Annotated in this window: 14 protein-coding genes; 2 read left to right on the top strand and 12 right to left on the bottom strand. The window is 71.5% G+C overall.

Annotated features, from left to right (window positions below; all coding sequences use genetic code 11):
- Positions 1 to 166: 166 nt before the first annotated feature.
- Positions 167 to 745, bottom strand: coding sequence for a dienelactone hydrolase family protein (locus ACH4K1_RS10045; RefSeq protein WP_228994188.1), 579 nt, complete (start codon positions 743 to 745; stop codon positions 167 to 169).
- Positions 746 to 796: 51 nt separating this feature from the next.
- On the opposite strand from ACH4K1_RS10045, the gene ACH4K1_RS10040 reads away from it, so the two are divergent.
- Positions 797 to 1,933, top strand: coding sequence for a mechanosensitive ion channel family protein (locus ACH4K1_RS10040; protein ID WP_398088214.1), 1,137 nt, complete (start codon positions 797 to 799; stop codon positions 1,931 to 1,933).
- A gap of 30 nt (positions 1,934 to 1,963) precedes the next feature.
- On the opposite strand, the gene ACH4K1_RS10035 is transcribed toward ACH4K1_RS10040, so the two are convergent.
- From ACH4K1_RS10035 to ACH4K1_RS10015, 5 genes are all read right to left on the bottom strand, one after another.
- Entirely contained in the window at positions 1,964 to 3,550 is a 1,587-nt protein-coding gene (locus ACH4K1_RS10035) for a Na+/H+ antiporter (protein WP_398088213.1), read from the bottom strand.
- 107 nt (positions 3,551 to 3,657) lie between these two features.
- A complete protein-coding gene (locus ACH4K1_RS10030) occupies positions 3,658 to 4,143 on the bottom strand; it encodes a GNAT family N-acetyltransferase (RefSeq protein WP_398088211.1) in 486 nt (161 codons plus the stop codon).
- A complete protein-coding gene (locus ACH4K1_RS10025; protein WP_145798257.1) occupies positions 4,140 to 5,081 on the bottom strand; it encodes an RluA family pseudouridine synthase in 942 nt (313 codons plus the stop codon). The genes ACH4K1_RS10030 and ACH4K1_RS10025 overlap by 4 nt, the downstream gene beginning before the upstream one ends.
- Positions 5,082 to 5,124: 43 nt before the next feature.
- Positions 5,125 to 5,715 carry a signal peptidase II gene (gene lspA, locus ACH4K1_RS10020; RefSeq protein WP_398088210.1) on the bottom strand — a complete coding sequence of 197 codons (591 nt, stop codon included), beginning with the start codon at positions 5,713 to 5,715 and terminating at the stop codon, positions 5,125 to 5,127.
- Positions 5,716 to 5,774: 59 nt separating this feature from the next.
- Positions 5,775 to 6,572 (bottom strand): TraR/DksA family transcriptional regulator, encoded by a 798-nt coding sequence (locus ACH4K1_RS10015; protein ID WP_398088208.1) that lies wholly within the window; start codon positions 6,570 to 6,572, stop codon positions 5,775 to 5,777.
- 558 nt (positions 6,573 to 7,130) lie between these two features.
- Between ACH4K1_RS10015 and ileS the strand changes: the two genes are divergently transcribed.
- Positions 7,131 to 10,274 carry an isoleucine--tRNA ligase gene (gene ileS / locus ACH4K1_RS10010; RefSeq protein ID WP_398088206.1) on the top strand — a complete coding sequence of 1,048 codons (3,144 nt, stop codon included), beginning with the start codon at positions 7,131 to 7,133 and terminating at the stop codon, positions 10,272 to 10,274.
- Positions 10,275 to 10,613: 339 nt separating this feature from the next.
- On the opposite strand, the gene ACH4K1_RS10005 is transcribed toward ileS, so the two are convergent.
- The 6 genes from ACH4K1_RS10005 to ftsZ form a co-directional block, all read right to left on the bottom strand.
- On the bottom strand, positions 10,614 to 11,762 hold the full coding sequence (locus ACH4K1_RS10005) for a DivIVA domain-containing protein (protein ID WP_398088204.1): 1,149 nt from the start codon (positions 11,760 to 11,762) through the stop codon (positions 10,614 to 10,616).
- A 49-nt stretch (positions 11,763 to 11,811) separates the two neighbouring features.
- Complete coding sequence (locus ACH4K1_RS10000; RefSeq protein WP_006123846.1) at positions 11,812 to 12,096, bottom strand: YggT family protein; 285 nt, start codon at positions 12,094 to 12,096, stop codon at positions 11,812 to 11,814.
- A 91-nt stretch (positions 12,097 to 12,187) separates the two neighbouring features.
- Positions 12,188 to 12,829: a cell division protein SepF gene (locus tag ACH4K1_RS09995; RefSeq protein ID WP_228994170.1), complete on the bottom strand. Its 642-nt coding sequence runs from the start codon at positions 12,827 to 12,829 to the stop codon at positions 12,188 to 12,190.
- Positions 12,830 to 12,954: 125 nt separating this feature from the next.
- Complete coding sequence (locus ACH4K1_RS09990; RefSeq protein WP_398088202.1) at positions 12,955 to 13,674, bottom strand: YggS family pyridoxal phosphate-dependent enzyme; 720 nt, start codon at positions 13,672 to 13,674, stop codon at positions 12,955 to 12,957.
- A 6-nt stretch (positions 13,675 to 13,680) separates the two neighbouring features.
- Entirely contained in the window at positions 13,681 to 14,421 is a 741-nt protein-coding gene (gene pgeF, locus ACH4K1_RS09985; RefSeq protein WP_398088201.1) for a peptidoglycan editing factor PgeF, read from the bottom strand.
- The gene (ftsZ, locus tag ACH4K1_RS09980) at positions 14,418 to 15,647 is read right to left on the bottom strand and encodes a cell division protein FtsZ (RefSeq protein ID WP_398088199.1); all 1,230 of its coding nucleotides are present in this window, start codon (positions 15,645 to 15,647) and stop codon (positions 14,418 to 14,420) included. The genes pgeF and ftsZ overlap by 4 nt, the downstream gene beginning before the upstream one ends.
- Between the last annotated feature and the right edge of the window lie 268 nt (positions 15,648 to 15,915).

The raw sequence follows: 15,915 nt of genomic DNA, 5'->3' as shown, positions 1-15,915 counted from the left end.
GCCCATCGGTGGGCTTGTGTTATAACATGTGGCGTCACACCGCCGAACAGCGCTTAACCGCCGCGCCCCGCGGGGAACCCGGGCGGGCCGGGGGCCCCCCCCCCCCGGCCCGCGCCGGGTTCCGGGCGTTCGCGGCCCGTGCGCTCCCCGGGGCCGCCGAGAAGTCCTACAGGGTGGCCAGGAAGCCGAGCGCGACCTTCCAGGTCTGCTCGGCCGCCGCCTGGTCGTAGTCGTGCCGGTCCGGGTCGGTGAACAGGTGCCCGGCCCCGGGGTAGCGGTAGATCTCCACGTCCGCGCCGGTGCGCTGCATCTGGAGGTACCAGCTGTTCAGCCAGTCGTGGGACTCGAAGGGGTCCGGGTCGGCGACGTGCAGCTGGACGGGCAGCTCGTCCACCGTCGCGTTCTCGGCGATGTCCGAGGTGCCGTGGAGCAGCAGCAGCCCGCGGGCCTTCGCGTCACCGAGCGCCAAGGTCTGCGCGGTCGCGGCCCCGAAGGAGAACCCGGCGTAGACGAGCCCCTGGTCGGAGTAGGGCGCGGCGGCCAGCACGGCGCGCTTGAGCAGCTCGTCCTTTCCGACCGCGTCCTTGTGAGCCATGCCCTCTTCCACCGTGTCAAAGGTGTGCCCCTCGAAGAGATCGGGCACGCGCACCTCATGGCCGGCGCCCCTGAGGCGTGCGGCAGCCGCGTGCACGGCGGGCGTGAGCCCGTACGTCGAGTGGAAAAGCATGATGTTCATGCGGCCCATGGTGCCATTCGCACCCTTCGGAGGCCGCACTACCGCTGGGAGGACGAGCGAATGGAGAGCGTGCTGCGCCCGCTGATCGTGATCGGTGGTTCCGTGCTGGTCACGCTGGTGGCCGGCTGGGCGGTCGACCGGTTGCTGCGGCGGGCCGACAGCCGTCACCACGAGACCCCGCTGTGGGGGCTGCTCCGACGCTGCCGGCCCCCCTTGCAGGTGGTGATCATCACGGCGCTGCTGCGCGGCAGCTACCGCCAGACGAAGATCGACTGGGTGTGGGAGCACCGCGCCGGGATAGGCCAGCTCCTGACCCTGGTGCTGATCGGCGCGTCGGCCTGGCTGATCGTGCGGGCCGCGGCGACCGTCGTGGAGGCGAGTTACGCGCGGTACGCCACGGCCACCCGCGACCCGGCCCGGGTGCGCCGGGTCCGCACGCAGGTGACGCTGATCCAGCGGGTCGTCATAGCGGTGGTGATGGTGGTCGCGATCGCGGCGATGCTGCTGACGTTCCCGCCGATGCGAGGGGTCGGCACGTCGATGCTGGCGTCGGCCGGGCTGCTCGGCATCGTCGCCGGTGTCGCCGCCCAGTCCACGCTCGGCAACCTCTTCGCTGGTCTCCAGATCGCGTTCGGCGACATGGTGCGGATCGGCGACACCGTGGTGGTGGACGGCGAGTGGGGCACGATCGACGAGATCACCCTGACGTTCCTGGCGGTCCGGACCTGGGACGAGCGGCGGATCACGATGCCGGTCTCGTACTTCACCAGCCAGCCGTTCGAGAACTGGTCGCGCGGAGGGGTGCAGATGACCGGCACGGTCTTCTTCCACCTCGACCACTCCGCCCCCGTCGCCGCGATGCGGGAGAAGCTGCGCGACATCCTCGGGGACATCGCCGCCTGGGACGGCCGCGACTGGTCGCTGGCGGTCACGGACACCACGCCGTCCACCATTCAGGTGCGGGCCGTGGTGACGGCGAAGGACGCGGACGACATCTGGACGGTGCGGTGCGCGGTGCGCGAGCAGCTGATCGGCTGGCTGCGGGACCACCACCCGTACGCGCTGCCGCGGATCGCCACCGCGCCCGCCGCCCTGCCGCCGGGCGAGCAGTGGGCGGAGCTGACGGGCGCGGGGGGCCGGCCGAGCCGCAACGGAGCGTCGTCCACCGAACGGGCTCCGCGCACGGGCCGCGGCTGACCGGCGCGGTGGGCGGCGGGCGCCCGCGGCTCACCGCAGCGAACGGACGTCCAGGTACCGCAGCACCCGGTCCACGACCTCCGGGTCGGAGCCGGGCTCACTGCGCGCGGAAAGCACCTCGTGGCGGGCGGCCGACATCATCTCGCGCTGGACCCGGCTGACGGCCTTGAAGCGCTTCGCCCGCTGCGCGTAAGCCTCGCGCCGCTCCTCGTCGACCATGTCGGGGCTGATCCGGGCCCCGATGTCGTAGGCGGCGCGCTGGAGCCGCTCCACCACCTCCTCGGGGAAGTCCTCGGCCTCCTGGATCTCCTTGAGACGGCCCTTGGCGGCCTTGGCGGCCCGGATCGCGAGCTCCCGCTCCAGGGCCGCCTCGGCGGCGGTGTCGGCCCGGACCTTCAGCTTGCGCACCAGCCAGGGCAGGGTGAGCCCCTGGAAGATCAGGGTGGCCATGATCACGGCGAACGCGATGAAGATGATCTCCTCGCGGCCCGGGAAGGGCTGTCCGTCGTCGGTCTCCAGCGGGATCGCCAGCGCCAGGGCGACGGAGGCCACTCCCCGCATCCCGGCCCACCACATCACGACGGTCTCGCGCCAACTGGTGGGGATCTCCTCGCTGACGTCCCGCCGGGTGTGCAGCCGCTTGGCCAGCCAGGTCGCGGGCAGCAGCCACAGCAGCCGTACGCCGACGACGACGCCGACGATCGCGAGCCCCCAGCCGACCATCTCCAGGGGGTGCCCGTCGGCGGTGCCGAACACGGTGTGCAGTTCCAGGCCGATCAGCCCGAAGGCCACCCCGGTGACCAGGGTGTCGACGATGTCCCAGAAGGTACGCCCGGTGAGCCGGCCCAGCACGTCGTCGGCGTCGGCGGTGTGCTCGGCGAGGAAGAGCGCGGTGGTCAGGACGGCCAGCACGCCGGAGCCCATCAGCTCCTCCGCGAGGACGTAGGCGACGAAGGGCACCAGCAGGGTCAGGCCGACCTGGAGGGTGGCGTCGCCGAGCAGGTTCATCACCTTGATGGTGAGCCAGCCGAGTGCGAGCCCGACGACCACGGCGACGACGGCGGAGAGGACCAGCAGCCCGAACGCCTCGGGGAGCGAGAAGGTGCCGCTGACGGCGGCGGCGATGGCCACGTGGTACAGCACGATGGCGGTCACGTCGTTGAAGAGGCCCTCGCCCTCCAGGATCGACACCAGCCGGCGCGGCAGCCCCACCGAGCCCGCCACGGCGGTCGCGGCGACCGGGTCGGGCGGGGCGACGAGCGCTCCGAGCACGACGGCCGCGGCGATCGGCAGCCCCGGCACGATCGAGTGGGCGACCGCGGCGACGGCGGCCGTGGTGACGAAGACGAGCGCCACGGCCAGCAGGAAGATGGGGCGGCGGTTGGCGGCGAACTGCCGCCAGGAGGTGCGCTGCACCGTCGCGTAGAGCAGCGGCGGCAGCAGGGCGGGGAGGATGATCTCCGGCGGGATGTCCACGTTCGGCACGAACGGCATGAACGCCATCGCGATGCCGGCGAGGGTCATCAGCACCGGCGCGGGCAGGCCGAGGCGGTCGCCCAGCGGCACCGTGACCACGGCTCCGAGCAGCAGCAGGAGCAGGAGGGACATCTGTTCCACGGGGGGCCTTCCGGAGCGTGCGGGTCCGGCGGGTCACGAGCGGCCGAACGGGAATCCACCCTGCCACGCGGAGGGTGCGATTCGGCTGATACCCCCTCTCCGGACGCTCAGTCCGGGTGGATCTCCCGCCGCATGGCCCGGTGCGGCATGCCCGCGTCGGGGAACTCGGGGCCGTACGCGACGTATCCGAGCCGCTCGTAGAAGCCGAGGGCGTGGGTCTGGGCGTGCAGGTCGACGGCGGCCAGACCGAGCGTGCGCGCCTCGTCCTCGATGGCCCGCACGAGCGCCGCGCCGACCCCGAGGCCGCGGGCCTCCCGGCCCACCGCGAGGCGGCCGAGCGAGCCGGTGCCCGGGGCGCCGCCGGTCTTCCCCGCCGCGTCCGCGCCGTGCAGCAGCCGCCCGGTGCCGAGCGCCGTGCCGTCCGCGGCGACGGCCAGGACGTGCACCGCGGTCGCGTCGTACGTGTCGTACTCCAGCTCCTCGGGCACGTTCTGTTCGCCGACGAAGACGTCCTTGCGGACCTGGAAGCAGGCCGCCAGGTCGCTCTCCTCGACGGCCCTGCGGACGGTGTACGCGAAGGGTGCGGAGGTCACTGGCTCTCCGCCGCGATGGTGTCGAGGGCGTGCTGGAGGTCGGCCGGGTAGCCGCTGGAGAACTCCACCCAGCTCCCGTCGGCCGGGTGCTCGAAGCCCAGGCGGACGGCGTGCAGCCACTGCCGGGTCAGGTCGAGGCGCTTGGCCAGCGTGGGGTCCGCGCCGTAGGTGAGGTCGCCGACGCAGGGGTGGCGGTGGGCGGACATGTGGACCCGGATCTGGTGGGTGCGGCCGGTCTCCAGCTTGATGTCGAGGAGGCTGGCGGAGCGGTAGGCCTCGATCAGGTCGTAGTGGGTCACCGAGGGCTTGCCCTCGGCGGTGACCGCCCACTTGTAGTCGTGGTTGGGGTGGCGTCCGATGGGGGCGTCGATGGTGCCGCTCATCGGGTCCGGGTGGCCCTGGACGAGGGCGTGGTACTTCTTCTCGACGACCCGGTCGCGGAACTGGGCCTTGAGCAGCGTGTAGGCCCGCTCGGACTTGGCGACGACCATCAGGCCGGAGGTGCCGACGTCGAGGCGGTGGACGATGCCCTGGCGCTCGGCGGCCCCGGACGTCGAGATCCGGTACCCGGCGGCGGCGAGGCCGCCGATGACGGTGGTGCCGCTCCAGCCGGGGCTGGGGTGGGCGGCGACGCCGACCGGCTTCACGATGACGACGATGTCGTCGTCGTCGTGGACGATCTCCATGCCCTCGACGGGCTCGGCGACGATCTGGACCGGGGGAGCGGCCTGCGGCATCTCCACCTCCAGCCAGGCGCCCCCGTGGACCCGCTCGGACTTCCCGGCCACCGAACCGTCCACCTGGACCTTCCCGGCGGCGGCCAGCTCGGCGGCCTTGGTGCGGGAGAAGCCGAACATGCGGGCGATGGCGGCGTCGACGCGCTCGCCCTCAAGGCCGTCCGGTACGGGCAGGGTGCGGATCTCGGGGTGCGTACTCACCTGTCGAGTATGCCTTGCCCGGGCCGCGCCCCGCGCAGCCCGGTCAGTCCTTGTGCACGGTCCCGTCGGGGTCCAGCCCCTTGAAGGAGAGGATCACGATGAGGATGCCGCCGCAGACGATGGCGGAGTCGGCGAGGTTGAAGACGGCGAAGTGCTTGGGGGCGATGAAGTCCACCACCGCGCCCTCGAACACGCCGGGAGCCCGGAAGAGGCGGTCGGTGAGGTTGCCGAGCGCACCGCCCAGGAGGAGTCCCAGGGCGACGGCCCACGGCAGGCTGTGGAGCTTGCGGGCCAGCCGGACGATGACCACGATCACACCGGCGGCGATGATGGTGAAGATCACCGTGAACGCCTCGCCGAAACCGAAGGCCGCGCCCGCGTTCCGGATCGCCCGGAACTGCAGCCAGTCGCCGATGACGTCGATCGGCGGCTGGTGCTCCAGCTTCGCGACCACGATCATCTTGGTGACCAGGTCCAGCAGGTAGGCCACGGCGGCCACGGCCAGGAGGACGAGGATCTTCCGCTTGCCCCGGCCACCGTTCCCGGCGGCGTCGGCGGCGGTGCTTCCGCCCCCGTCCACGCCCTCGACATCAGGGTCTTCCGGCGTACCGATGATGCGCTCCGCCTCTGCCACGTGAGTCCCTCAACCCTAGGTGCCTGCCTTCGGACGAGGGTACGACACACCTGTGCGGATCAGCCGCGCCGCTCCTGCTTCTGCTTGTCCTCGACGCACAGGGTGGCCCGGGGGAACGCCTGCATCCGCGCCTTGCCGATCGGCTTGCCGCAGACCTCGCAGAGCCCGTACGTCCCCGCCTCCAGCCGGGCCTGGGCCCGCTCCGTCTGCTCCAGCATCTCCTGGGCGTGGGCGGCCAGCGACAGCTCGTGCTCCCGGGTGATGTTCTTGGTGCCGGTGTCCGCCTCGTCGTGGCCCGCGCCGTCGCCGGAGTCCCGCATCAGCCCCGCGAGGGCGGCGCCGGACGCCTCCAGCTCGCTGCGGAGCCGCAGGATCTCGCTGGTCAGGAGGGTGCGCGCCTCGGTGACCTCGTCAGGGGTCCAGGGGTCCTCGCCGGGCCGGACGGCCAGCTCGTCGGGGGCGGCGGCGCGGGCCGGCGGCACGGGGGCCGTGGCCTGTGCGCCTGCTCCGGGACGACTCGCGCTCTTCTTGGCTACCACCGTGGGGGCTCCCGTCTGCTCGGCGGCCGGGGCCGCCTCCGTGGCCGCCGGTGCGGCCTTGTCCGACGCCTTCTCGGCGGCGGTCTGCTCGGCGGCCGGTTCCGTACCGGCCGCCGTCCTCCTCGCCGCGGTCTTCTTCGCGGCCGTCCTCTTCGCTGCCGGCTTCTTGGCAGCGGTCTTCTTCGCGCTGCCGCCGGCCGTCTTCCCCGCGGTCTTCCCCGTCGCCTTCCCCGCCGTCTTCTCCGCGGGCCCGGCCGGTGGCCCGGGGGCGCCGTCGTGCCCGGCCGCGGTCTCGTCCGCCGTCTTCTTCGCCACCATGGCCGCGGCCCCTTCACATATGGTGATCTTGCTCGCGAATCGTGCTGGGACGATAAATCGACTCCAGCGCCGCGGCAACGGGGCACGCCGCCCGCTCCCCCTCCCCCCGCGTCCGGTCGTGGCGCACCTCCCACCGTTGTGCCCAGCTCACCGCCGGGTAATCCGGTCCGCGCCTCCCGTCGGCGGACCCGCGCGCCCCGTCCCGCCACACGGGTCACGCCCGCGCGCCCCCGATAACCGGTCGGCCCTCGCCCGTACGGGCCCGTACACTGGCCCCAGCGAGAGGCAGGGACGGGACGAGTAGCGCCGTACGCAGCCAGGAGCGACCCGGGGACGGTGGGAGCCCGGGGGCGAGCGCGTCGTGAAGATCACCCCGGAGCCGCCGGAAGAACACCCTGGACCGTGGGTTCCACGGCACGGGGCCACTAGACCCGGCATCGCACCCCAATGAGGGGGTCGCGGGCGCACGCCCGGGGCCAAGGAGGGTGGTACCGCGGGAGCCGACGCGCTCTCGTCCCTCCGACGGAAGTGGAAGACGTCCGCCGGAGGAAGCCGCACATGACATCGCCGCAGTACCGCCAGGTGCCCGCCCAGGTCGACCTGCCCGCGCTGGAGCACGCCGTGCTCGACTTCTGGCGCGAGAGCAAGGTCTTCGCCAAGAGCCTGGAGCAGTCCGAGGGCCGCCCCGAGTGGGTCTTCTACGAGGGCCCGCCCACCGCCAACGGCATGCCGGGCGCCCACCACATCGAGGCCCGCGTCTTCAAGGACGTCTTCCCCCGCTTCCGCACCATGCAGGGCTACCACGTGGGCCGCAAGGCCGGCTGGGACTGCCACGGGCTGCCGGTCGAGCTGGCGGTCGAGAAGGAGCTGGGCTTCAACGGCAAGAAGGACATCGAGGCGTACGGCATCGCCGAGTTCAACGCCAAGTGCCGCGAGTCGGTGACCCGGCACACCGACGCCTTCGCCGAGCTGACGACCCGCATGGGGTACTGGGTCGACCTGGACGACGCGTACCGCACCATGGACCCGGAGTACGTGGACTCCGTGTGGTGGTCGCTGAAGGAGATCTTCAAGAAGGACCTGCTGGTCCAGGACCACCGGGTCGCCCCCTGGTGCCCCCGCTGCGGCACCGGCCTGTCCGACCACGAGCTGGCCCAGGGGTACGAGACGGTCGTCGACCCCTCGGTCTTCGTCCGCTTCCCCCTGACGTCGGGCCCGCTGGCCGGCGAGGCGTCGCTGCTGGTCTGGACGACCACCCCCTGGACGCTGGTCTCCAACACGGCGGTCGCCGCCCACCCCGAGGTCCGCTACGTCGTCGCGACGGACGGCGAGGAGAAGCTCGTCGTCGCCGAACCGCTGCTGGAGAAGGCGCTCGGCGAGGGCTGGGAGACGACCGGCCCGTCGTTCACCGGCGCGGAGATGGAGCGCTGGAGCTACGAGCGCCCCTTCGCCCTGGTCGACTTCCCGGCCGAGGCCCACTACGTGGTGAACGCCGAGTACGTCACGACGGAGGACGGTACGGGTCTGGTCCACCAGTCCCCCGCCTTCGGCGCCGACGACCTCGTGGTCTGCCGCTCCTACGGCCTCCCCGTGGTCAACCCGGTCCGCCCCGACGGCACCTTCGAGGAGGACCTGCCGCTGGTCGGCGGCGTCTTCTTCAAGAAGGCCGACGAGACGCTCGCCGCGGACCTGGACGCGCGCGGCAAGCTCTTCCGCCACGTCCCGTACGAGCACAGCTACCCGCACTGCTGGCGCTGCCACACGGCGCTGCTCTACTACGCGCAGCCGTCCTGGTACATCCGCACGACGGCCGTCAAGGACCGGCTCCTCCAGGAGAACGAGAAGACCAACTGGTTCCCGGACTCGGTCAAGAACGGCCGTTTCGGCGACTGGCTGAACAACAACGTCGACTGGGCCCTCTCCCGCAACCGCTACTGGGGCACGCCGCTGCCGGTCTGGCGCTGCGAGGACGGCCACCTGACGTGCGTGGGCTCGCGCGCGGAGCTGACGGAGCTGACGGGGCGGGACCAGTCCTCCCTCGACCCCCACCGCCCGTTCATCGACGAGATCACCTTCACCTGCACGCACGAGAACTGCCAGCTGGAGGCGTACCGCGTCCCGGAGGTCATCGACGCCTGGTACGACTCGGGTTCGATGCCGTTCGCGCAGTGGGGCTACCCGTACAAGAACAAGGAAGTCTTCGAGAGCCGCTACCCGGCGCAGTTCATCTCGGAGGCCATCGACCAGACCCGCGGCTGGTTCTACACGCTGATGGCGGTCGGCACCCTGGTCTTCGACAAGTCGTCGTACGAGAACGTGGTCTGCCTGGGCCACATCCTCGCCGAGGACGGCCGCAAGATGTCCAAGCACCTGGGCAACATCCTCCAGCCGATCCCGCTGATGGACCAGCACGGGGCGGACGCGGTGCGGTGGTTCATGGCGGCGGGCGGCTCCCCGTGGGCGGCGCGCCGGGTGGGCCACGGCACGATCCAGGAGGTCGTCCGCAAGACGCTCCTGACGTACTGGAACACCGTCGCCTTCCAGGCCCTGTACGCGCGCACCTCCGGCTGGGCCCCCTCGGAGGCCGACCCGGCCCCGGCGGACCGCACGGTCCTGGACCGCTGGCTGCTGAGCGAACTCAACGCGCTGGTGGACCAGATGACGGTGGCGCTGGAGAGCTACGACACCCAGCGCGCCGGCAAGCTGCTCTCGGCGTTCGTCGACGACCTCTCCAACTGGTACGTACGCCGCTCGCGCCGCCGCTTCTGGCAGGGCGACAAGGCGGCCCTGCGCACGCTGCACGAGGTGGTCGAGACGGTCACGCGGCTGATGGCCCCGCTGGTCCCGTTCATCACCGAGCGGGTCTGGCAGGACCTGGTCGTCCCGGTCACCCCGGGCGCCCCGGAGTCGGTCCACCTCTCGTCGTGGCCCACGGCGGACGCCTCGGCCCTCGACCCGGCGCTCTCCTCGCAGATGGCGCTGGTACGCCGCCTGGTGGAGCTGGGCCGGGCCACCCGCGCCGAGTCGGGCGTGAAGACCCGCCAGCCGCTGTCCCGCGCCCTGGTGGCGGCGAGCGGCTTCGAAACGCTCTCCCCGGAGCTGCGCGCCCAGATCACGGAGGAGTTGAACGTCACGTCCCTGGCCTCGCTCTCCGAGGTGGGCGGTTCGCTGGTCGACACGACGGCGAAGGCCAACTTCCGCGCCCTGGGCAAGCGGTTCGGCAAGGGCGTCCAGGCGGTGGCCAGGGCCGTGGCGGACGCGGACGCGGCGGCGCTCTCGCTGGCCCTGCGCGAGGGTACGGCGTCGGTGGAGGTGGAGGGCGAGCGGATCGCCCTCGCCCCCGACGAAGTCATCATCACGGAGACCCCGCGCGAGGGCTGGTCGGTGGCGTCGGACTCGGGCGCGACGGTCGCCCTGGACCTGGAGATCACCCCGGAGCTGCGCCGCGCGGGCCTGGCCCGTGACGCGATCCGGCTGATCCAGGAGGCGCGCAAGAACAGCGGTCTGGACGTGGCGGACCGCATCGCCGTCCGCTGGACCTCGACGTCCCCGGCGACGGTCGAGGCCCTCACCGAGCACGCCCCCCTCATCTCCGAGGAGGTGCTCGCCCCGGATTACGCGGAGGGCGAGGGGGACGAGACGTACGGCGAGACCTTCGAGGACGAGGGCCTGGCGCTCGCGTTCCGCCTGCGCAAGCGGTAGGGGCGACCCGCACGGTTCTGAAGGGGCCCGCCGGAACGAATTCCGGCGGGCCCCTTCCGTGTGCTCCCTCGGGGGCTCCGCCCCCGACCCCCCGCGCCTCCGACCGGCGGGGGTGGAACATCCAGCCCCGCCGGTGCTTGAGGAGCGGGGTCCGGGGCTGCGCTCCGGTTTCGGGGAGGGGCGGGCAGGGGAACGGCCTTCCGCAGGCGCCCCGCCCCCAGGCTCCGCCCCGCCCTCGCCCGCCATCTCCACCCACGGCAAAGGGCCGGGCCCCGGGGAAACCCCGGGGCCCGGCCCTTCAGCCTGCCGACGGCTACGCGCTCAGCGAGCGCGTTCCGCTCAGTTGTCGTCCTCGTCGATCAGGAAACCGCGCATCGGCGACGGCGCCTGCTGCATCGGCTGCGGCGCCTGCGGCCGCACCGGCGCCATCGGCTGCGTCATCGCGGGCGACATCTGCTGCTGCCCGCCGTAGGACGGCGCGCCGCCCATGGACTGGCCGCCACCCATCTGCGGACCGCTGTGGCCACCGTGGCCGGAGCTGCCCATGGAGTGACCCATCGCACCCGCACCGGCCGGGGCCAGCGAGGGGGACGGCGGCAGCGAAGCCGTCGCCGGGGTCCGCGGCGGCGCGAGCGAGTCGTCCGCCTGGGTCTCCAGCTGACGCAGCTGGCTCTCCAGGTAGGACTTCAGCCGCGTGCGGTACTCGCGCTCGAAGCCGCGCAGGTCCTCGACCTTGCGCTCCAGCGTCGCGCGGGCCGACTCCAGCGAGCCCATCGCCACGCGGTGCTTCTCCTGCGCGTCCCGCTCCAGGGCGTCGGCCTTGGCACGGGCGTCCCGCTCCAGCCCCTCGGCGCGGCTGCGCGCCTCACCGACGATCTTGTTGGCCTCGGAACGGGCTTCCGCGATCGCCTGGTCGGCGGTCTGCTGCGCGAGCGAGAGGACACGGGCGGCGCTGTCGCCGCCGGGGCCCTGCCCCTGCTGCTGCATCTGCGGCGGCTGCATCTGCTGCTGCATCTGCTGCTGGGGGTGCTGACCCATGGGGCCGCCCATCGGGCCGCCCATGGGACCGCCCTGCATCGGGCCGGGGCCGTGCGGGCCCTGCGGACCGGGGCCGTGGCCGCCCTGGGGGCCGTGGCCACTGGGACCTGCGGGCAGCTGCGGCGCGCCGCCGGGCAGCTGGGGCGGACCCATCTGCGGCTGCTGCTGCTGCGGCGGTCCCGATATGGCGGCGGGCACGGGGGCCCCCGGCCGGTCCTGCGGCTCCGGAGCCTTGCGCATACCCTGCTGCTGTTGCTGCTGCTGGTTCTGCGCGGCGGCACGCGTCGCGGCGGCCAGCTTGGCGCGCAGGTCCTCGTTCTCCCGGAGCAGACGGGTCAGCTCCGATTCGACCTCGTCGAGAAAGGCATCGACCTCGTCCTCGTCATAGCCTTCTCGGAGGCGGACGGTCGTGAACTGCTTGTTCCGCACGTCCTCGGGGGTCAACGGCATCTCTTCTTCACCTCTACGTAGTCGTCGGCAGTCGGCAAGACCGTATCGCTCACAACCTGACCACAACGCTGATCAGGATGTAGACGATGATCATCAGAACGAAGAAGGACAGGTCGAGTGCCACGCCCCCGAGACGCAGCGGCGGGATGAACCGCCGCAGAAGCTTGAGCGGTGGATCGGTGACCGTGTAGGTGGCCTCAAGGACGACCACCATCGCCTTGCCGGGCTGCCATGAACGTGCGAACTGGAAGACGTAGTCCATGACCAGCCGGAAGATCAGCACGATGAGGAAACACATCAGCGCGATATAGACCACATCCAGTGCGACGCCCATGTCTCGCGCTTCCCTCTCCCCTGGCTCTCGTCAGCTCCGGCCTCGCGGCCGGCACCGGCCTCGCGGCCGGGTCGTTCCCGGTGTCGTGTTCTCAGCTCTGGTTGAAGAATCCGCCCTCTGCGATGCGGGCCTTGTCCTCCGCCGTGACATCGACGTTAGCAGGCGACAACAGGAACACCTTCTGCGTCACGCGCTCAATGCTGCCATGGAGACCGAAGACGAGTCCCGCGGCAAAGTCGACAAGTCGCTTCGCGTCCGTATCGTCCATCTCCGTGAGATTCATGATCACCGGAGTGCCCTCACGGAAGTGTTCCCCGATGGTACGGGCCTCGTTGTAGGTCCTGGGATGCAGCGTGGTGATGCGGTACGGCTCCCGCTCGGACACGACCTTGGGCATGATCACCGGTGCGTTCTTCTCCATGTTCGGACGTTCGGGTGTGATGGATGCCACGGGCGCGATCCGGGCGGGTCGCACGCTTTCCGCGGGGAGCTGAACCGGCTCGCGCTGGGCGGGGGGTTGCACTACTCGTACCGGTTCGTCCCTTTCGCGCTCCCGCTCGCGTTCGCGCTCCCTTTCCCGCTCCACCTGATGCGGGGGCTGGTGCCGACGCCGGTCGCGCTCGGGCTCCGGCTCGGGTTCGAATTCGTCGTCGGGGTCGAACCCCGGGCCGTCGTACCCATCGTCCTCCACGAGGCCGAGGTAGACCGCCATCTTGCGCATCGCGCCGGCCATGCTCCGAGTCCTCCGCTCTGTGGTGGATCGGCATTCGTCACCAAGTGCCCGCCATCCACGGTGGCCTGCCCGCCATAAGCGGGAATGACCATATTTTCTGCTGTGGTCCGACCTGCTTCGCGACGTTACCCGAGCCGGGGTCGGACTCCGAGTACCGCCGTACCGACGCGAACATGTGTCGCTCCGGCCGCCACCGCGTCCTCCAGGTCCCCGCTCATACCCGCGGAGACCATGTTCGCAGCCGGACGACCGGCGCGCAGGCGGGACGAGATTTCCATCAGCCGCTCGAAAGCGGCCCGTTGCCGCCCGGCGTACTCACCGGCCAGCGGCGCCACGGTCATCAGACCGCCGAGCCGGAGCCCGGGCGCCGCGTCGATCGCGGCCGCCAACTCCTCGACCCCGTCCGGAGCGACGCCGCCGCGCTCACCGCGCTCGCCGCTCTCCGCGTCCAGGGCGACCTGGATCAGGCAGCCGAGTTCACGCTGGCCGCGCTCCGCGGCGGCGGAGAGCGCGGTGACCAGCTTGACGCGGTCCACCGACTGCACGATATCGGCATAACTGGTCACAGAACGAACCTTGTTCGTCTGCAGCTGTCCGACAAAGTGCCATGTCAGCGAAAGATCCGCACAAGCGGTGGCTTTGGGAGCGGCGTCCTGGTCACGATTCTCCGCGACATGGCGCACACCGAGTTCGTACAGGATCCGCACATCGCTCGCCGGGTAGGTCTTGGTGACCACGACGAGGGTCACTTCCTCGCGCCCGCGGCCGGCCGCGGCGCAGGCGGAGGCGATCCTCTCCTCCACCTGTGCCAGGTTCGCGGTGAGTTGAGCCTTACGGTCCGTCATGACCTATCAGTCCAACCAGACATATCCGGCGAGCCGCCCGGTGGTGCGGTCGCGTCGGTACGAAAAGTGGTCGCCCGATTCGAGAGTGCAGTACGGCGAGGTGTGCCGGTCCGCCACCCCGAGGGCGGCGAGCTGGGCGTGGACCCCGCCGGTGACGTCGACCGCCGGGGTGCCCCAGCTCGTCTCGGACCAGGTGCCGGGGACCGCCGCGGCGACCTCGGCGCGCATCGCCTCCGGGACCTCGTAGCACCGTCCGCAGACGGCCGGCCCGGTGCGGGCGGTGATCCGGGAGGGTTGCGCGCCGAGCGCGACCATGGCCTCGACCGCCGCCGGCACGACTCCGGCGACCAGCCCCGGCCGCCCGGCGTGCGCCGCCCCGACGACGCCGGCGACCGGGTCGGCGAGGAGGACGGGGGTGCAGTCGGCGGTGAGGACCGCGAGCGGCAGCCCGCGCCGGGCGGTCACCACCGCGTCCACGGCCGGAATCTCCGCGTCCGCGCCCCAGGGCCCGTCCACCACGGCGACGTCGCGGCCGTGCACCTGGTTCATCCAGACGACGAGCGCCGGGTCGATGCCGAGGTCGCGGGCGGCGCGCTCCCGGTTCGCGCCGACGGCGGCGGGGTCGTCTCCGACCGCGCCGCCGAGGTTGAGCTCACCGTACGGAGCGGCGCTCACTCCGCCCCACCGGTCGGTGAAGGCGAAGTGAGCGCTGCCCGTGACGGCTACCGCCCGGTGCTGCCCTATCACTTCAAGAAGTCCGGTACGTCCAGCTCTTCGGCCTGGGTGTCCTGGTAGGGACGGGCCGTCGGGACGTGCGGCGGGGAGACGGGGGGCAGCGTGCTCTCGCTCGAAACCGGCGCGGGAGCGGGCTGCTCGGCCGGGGCCGGGCTCTCCTCGCGCGGAGGCACGGAGCCGAGTCCGCCCACCGCTCGCACGGGTTCGGGGGTGGAGGGCCTGACCGGAACGGCCGGCTCCTCCCGCTTGGCGCTGTTGGCGCCGAGCACGTTCTCGCGGCGGGCCGGCGGCTGGCCGCCGTCGAAGCCCGCGGCGATCACGGTGACCCGCACCTCGTCGCCCAGGGCGTCGTCGATGACGGCGCCGAAGATGATGTTGGCCTCGGGGTGGGCCGCCTCGCTCACCAGTTGGGCGGCCTCGTTGATCTCGAAGAGACCGAGGTCGCTGCCGCCGGAGATGGAGAGCAGGACCCCGCGGGCGCCGTCGATGGAGGCTTCCAGGAGCGGCGAGGAGATCGCCATCTCGGCCGCCGCCACCGCGCGGTCGTCGCCGCGCGCCGACCCGATGCCCATGAGCGCCGATCCGGCCTCGGACATGACCGACTTGACGTCGGCGAAGTCGAGGTTGATCAGGCCCGGGGTGGTGATGAGGTCGGTGATGCCCTGGACGCCCGAGAGCAGCACCTGGTCGGCCGACTTGAACGCGTCGAGCACGCTGACCTGGCGGTCCGAGATGGACAGCAGCCGGTCGTTGGGGATGACGATGAGGGTGTCGACCTCTTCGCGGAGTTCGGCGATGCCGTCCTCCGCCTGGTTCGCGCGTCGCCGGCCCTCGAAGGTGAACGGGCGGGTGACCACACCGATCGTCAGGGCGCCGAGCGAGCGTGCGATGTTGGCGACGACGGGCGCGCCGCCGGTGCCGGTGCCGCCGCCTTCTCCGGCGGTGACGAAGACCATGTCGGCCCCCTTGAGGACCTCCTCGATCTCCTCACGGTGGTCCTCTGCCGCCTTGCGACCGACGGCCGGGTTCGCCCCGGCGCCGAGGCCCCGGGTGAGTTCACGGCCGACGTCGAGCTTGACGTCGGCGTCGCTCATCAACAACGCCTGTGCGTCGGTGTTGATCGCGATGAACTCGACGCCCTTGAGACCGACCTCGATCATTCGGTTGATGGCATTGACACCACCGCCGCCGACACCGATGACCTTGATGACTGCGAGGTAGTTCTGCGGTGCTGCCACGTCGAAGGCCTCTCGCCTCGAGTTACGTGTCGTCGCTCTGCGGTGGCCCCGCGGCGACGACTGATGTCGATGGGGACGGTCCGAACGCCGACCCAAACCCTAACCTTCAAGTTTAGGGTTAACAGTGTGTCTGCTTCCTGGACTCTTCCGAACAGGACACTAAGTCGACAAGTGGCGCACGTTCAACGAACACGCCGAACCTCCCGTTTTTCTTTTCACCCTATGTGATCACCCGTAGCGCTGACCAACCAGGGTGCTGGCCAGCACA

This window comes from Streptomyces sp. NPDC017448, from assembly GCF_044330565.1.
GTDB lineage: Bacteria > Actinomycetota > Actinomycetes > Streptomycetales > Streptomycetaceae > Streptomyces.
Note: the sequence above shows the minus strand (reverse complement) of the source record. Positions and strands in the feature narration are given on the sequence as shown.

Coding starts and splice junctions, on each gene's coding strand:
- ACH4K1_RS10045 (WP_228994188.1), bottom strand. CDS start 745: ATGGGCCGCATGAACATCATGCTTTTCCACTCGACGTACGGGCTCACG.
- ACH4K1_RS10040 (WP_398088214.1), top strand. CDS start 797: ATGGAGAGCGTGCTGCGCCCGCTGATCGTGATCGGTGGTTCCGTGCTG.
- ACH4K1_RS10015 (WP_398088208.1), bottom strand. CDS start 6,572: ATGGTGGCGAAGAAGACGGCGGACGAGACCGCGGCCGGGCACGACGGC.
- ileS (WP_398088206.1), top strand. CDS start 7,131: ATGACATCGCCGCAGTACCGCCAGGTGCCCGCCCAGGTCGACCTGCCC.
- ACH4K1_RS10005 (WP_398088204.1), bottom strand. CDS start 11,762: ATGCCGTTGACCCCCGAGGACGTGCGGAACAAGCAGTTCACGACCGTC.
- ACH4K1_RS10000 (WP_006123846.1), bottom strand. CDS start 12,096: ATGGGCGTCGCACTGGATGTGGTCTATATCGCGCTGATGTGTTTCCTC.
- ACH4K1_RS09995 (WP_228994170.1), bottom strand. CDS start 12,829: ATGGCCGGCGCGATGCGCAAGATGGCGGTCTACCTCGGCCTCGTGGAG.
- ACH4K1_RS09990 (WP_398088202.1), bottom strand. CDS start 13,674: ATGACGGACCGTAAGGCTCAACTCACCGCGAACCTGGCACAGGTGGAG.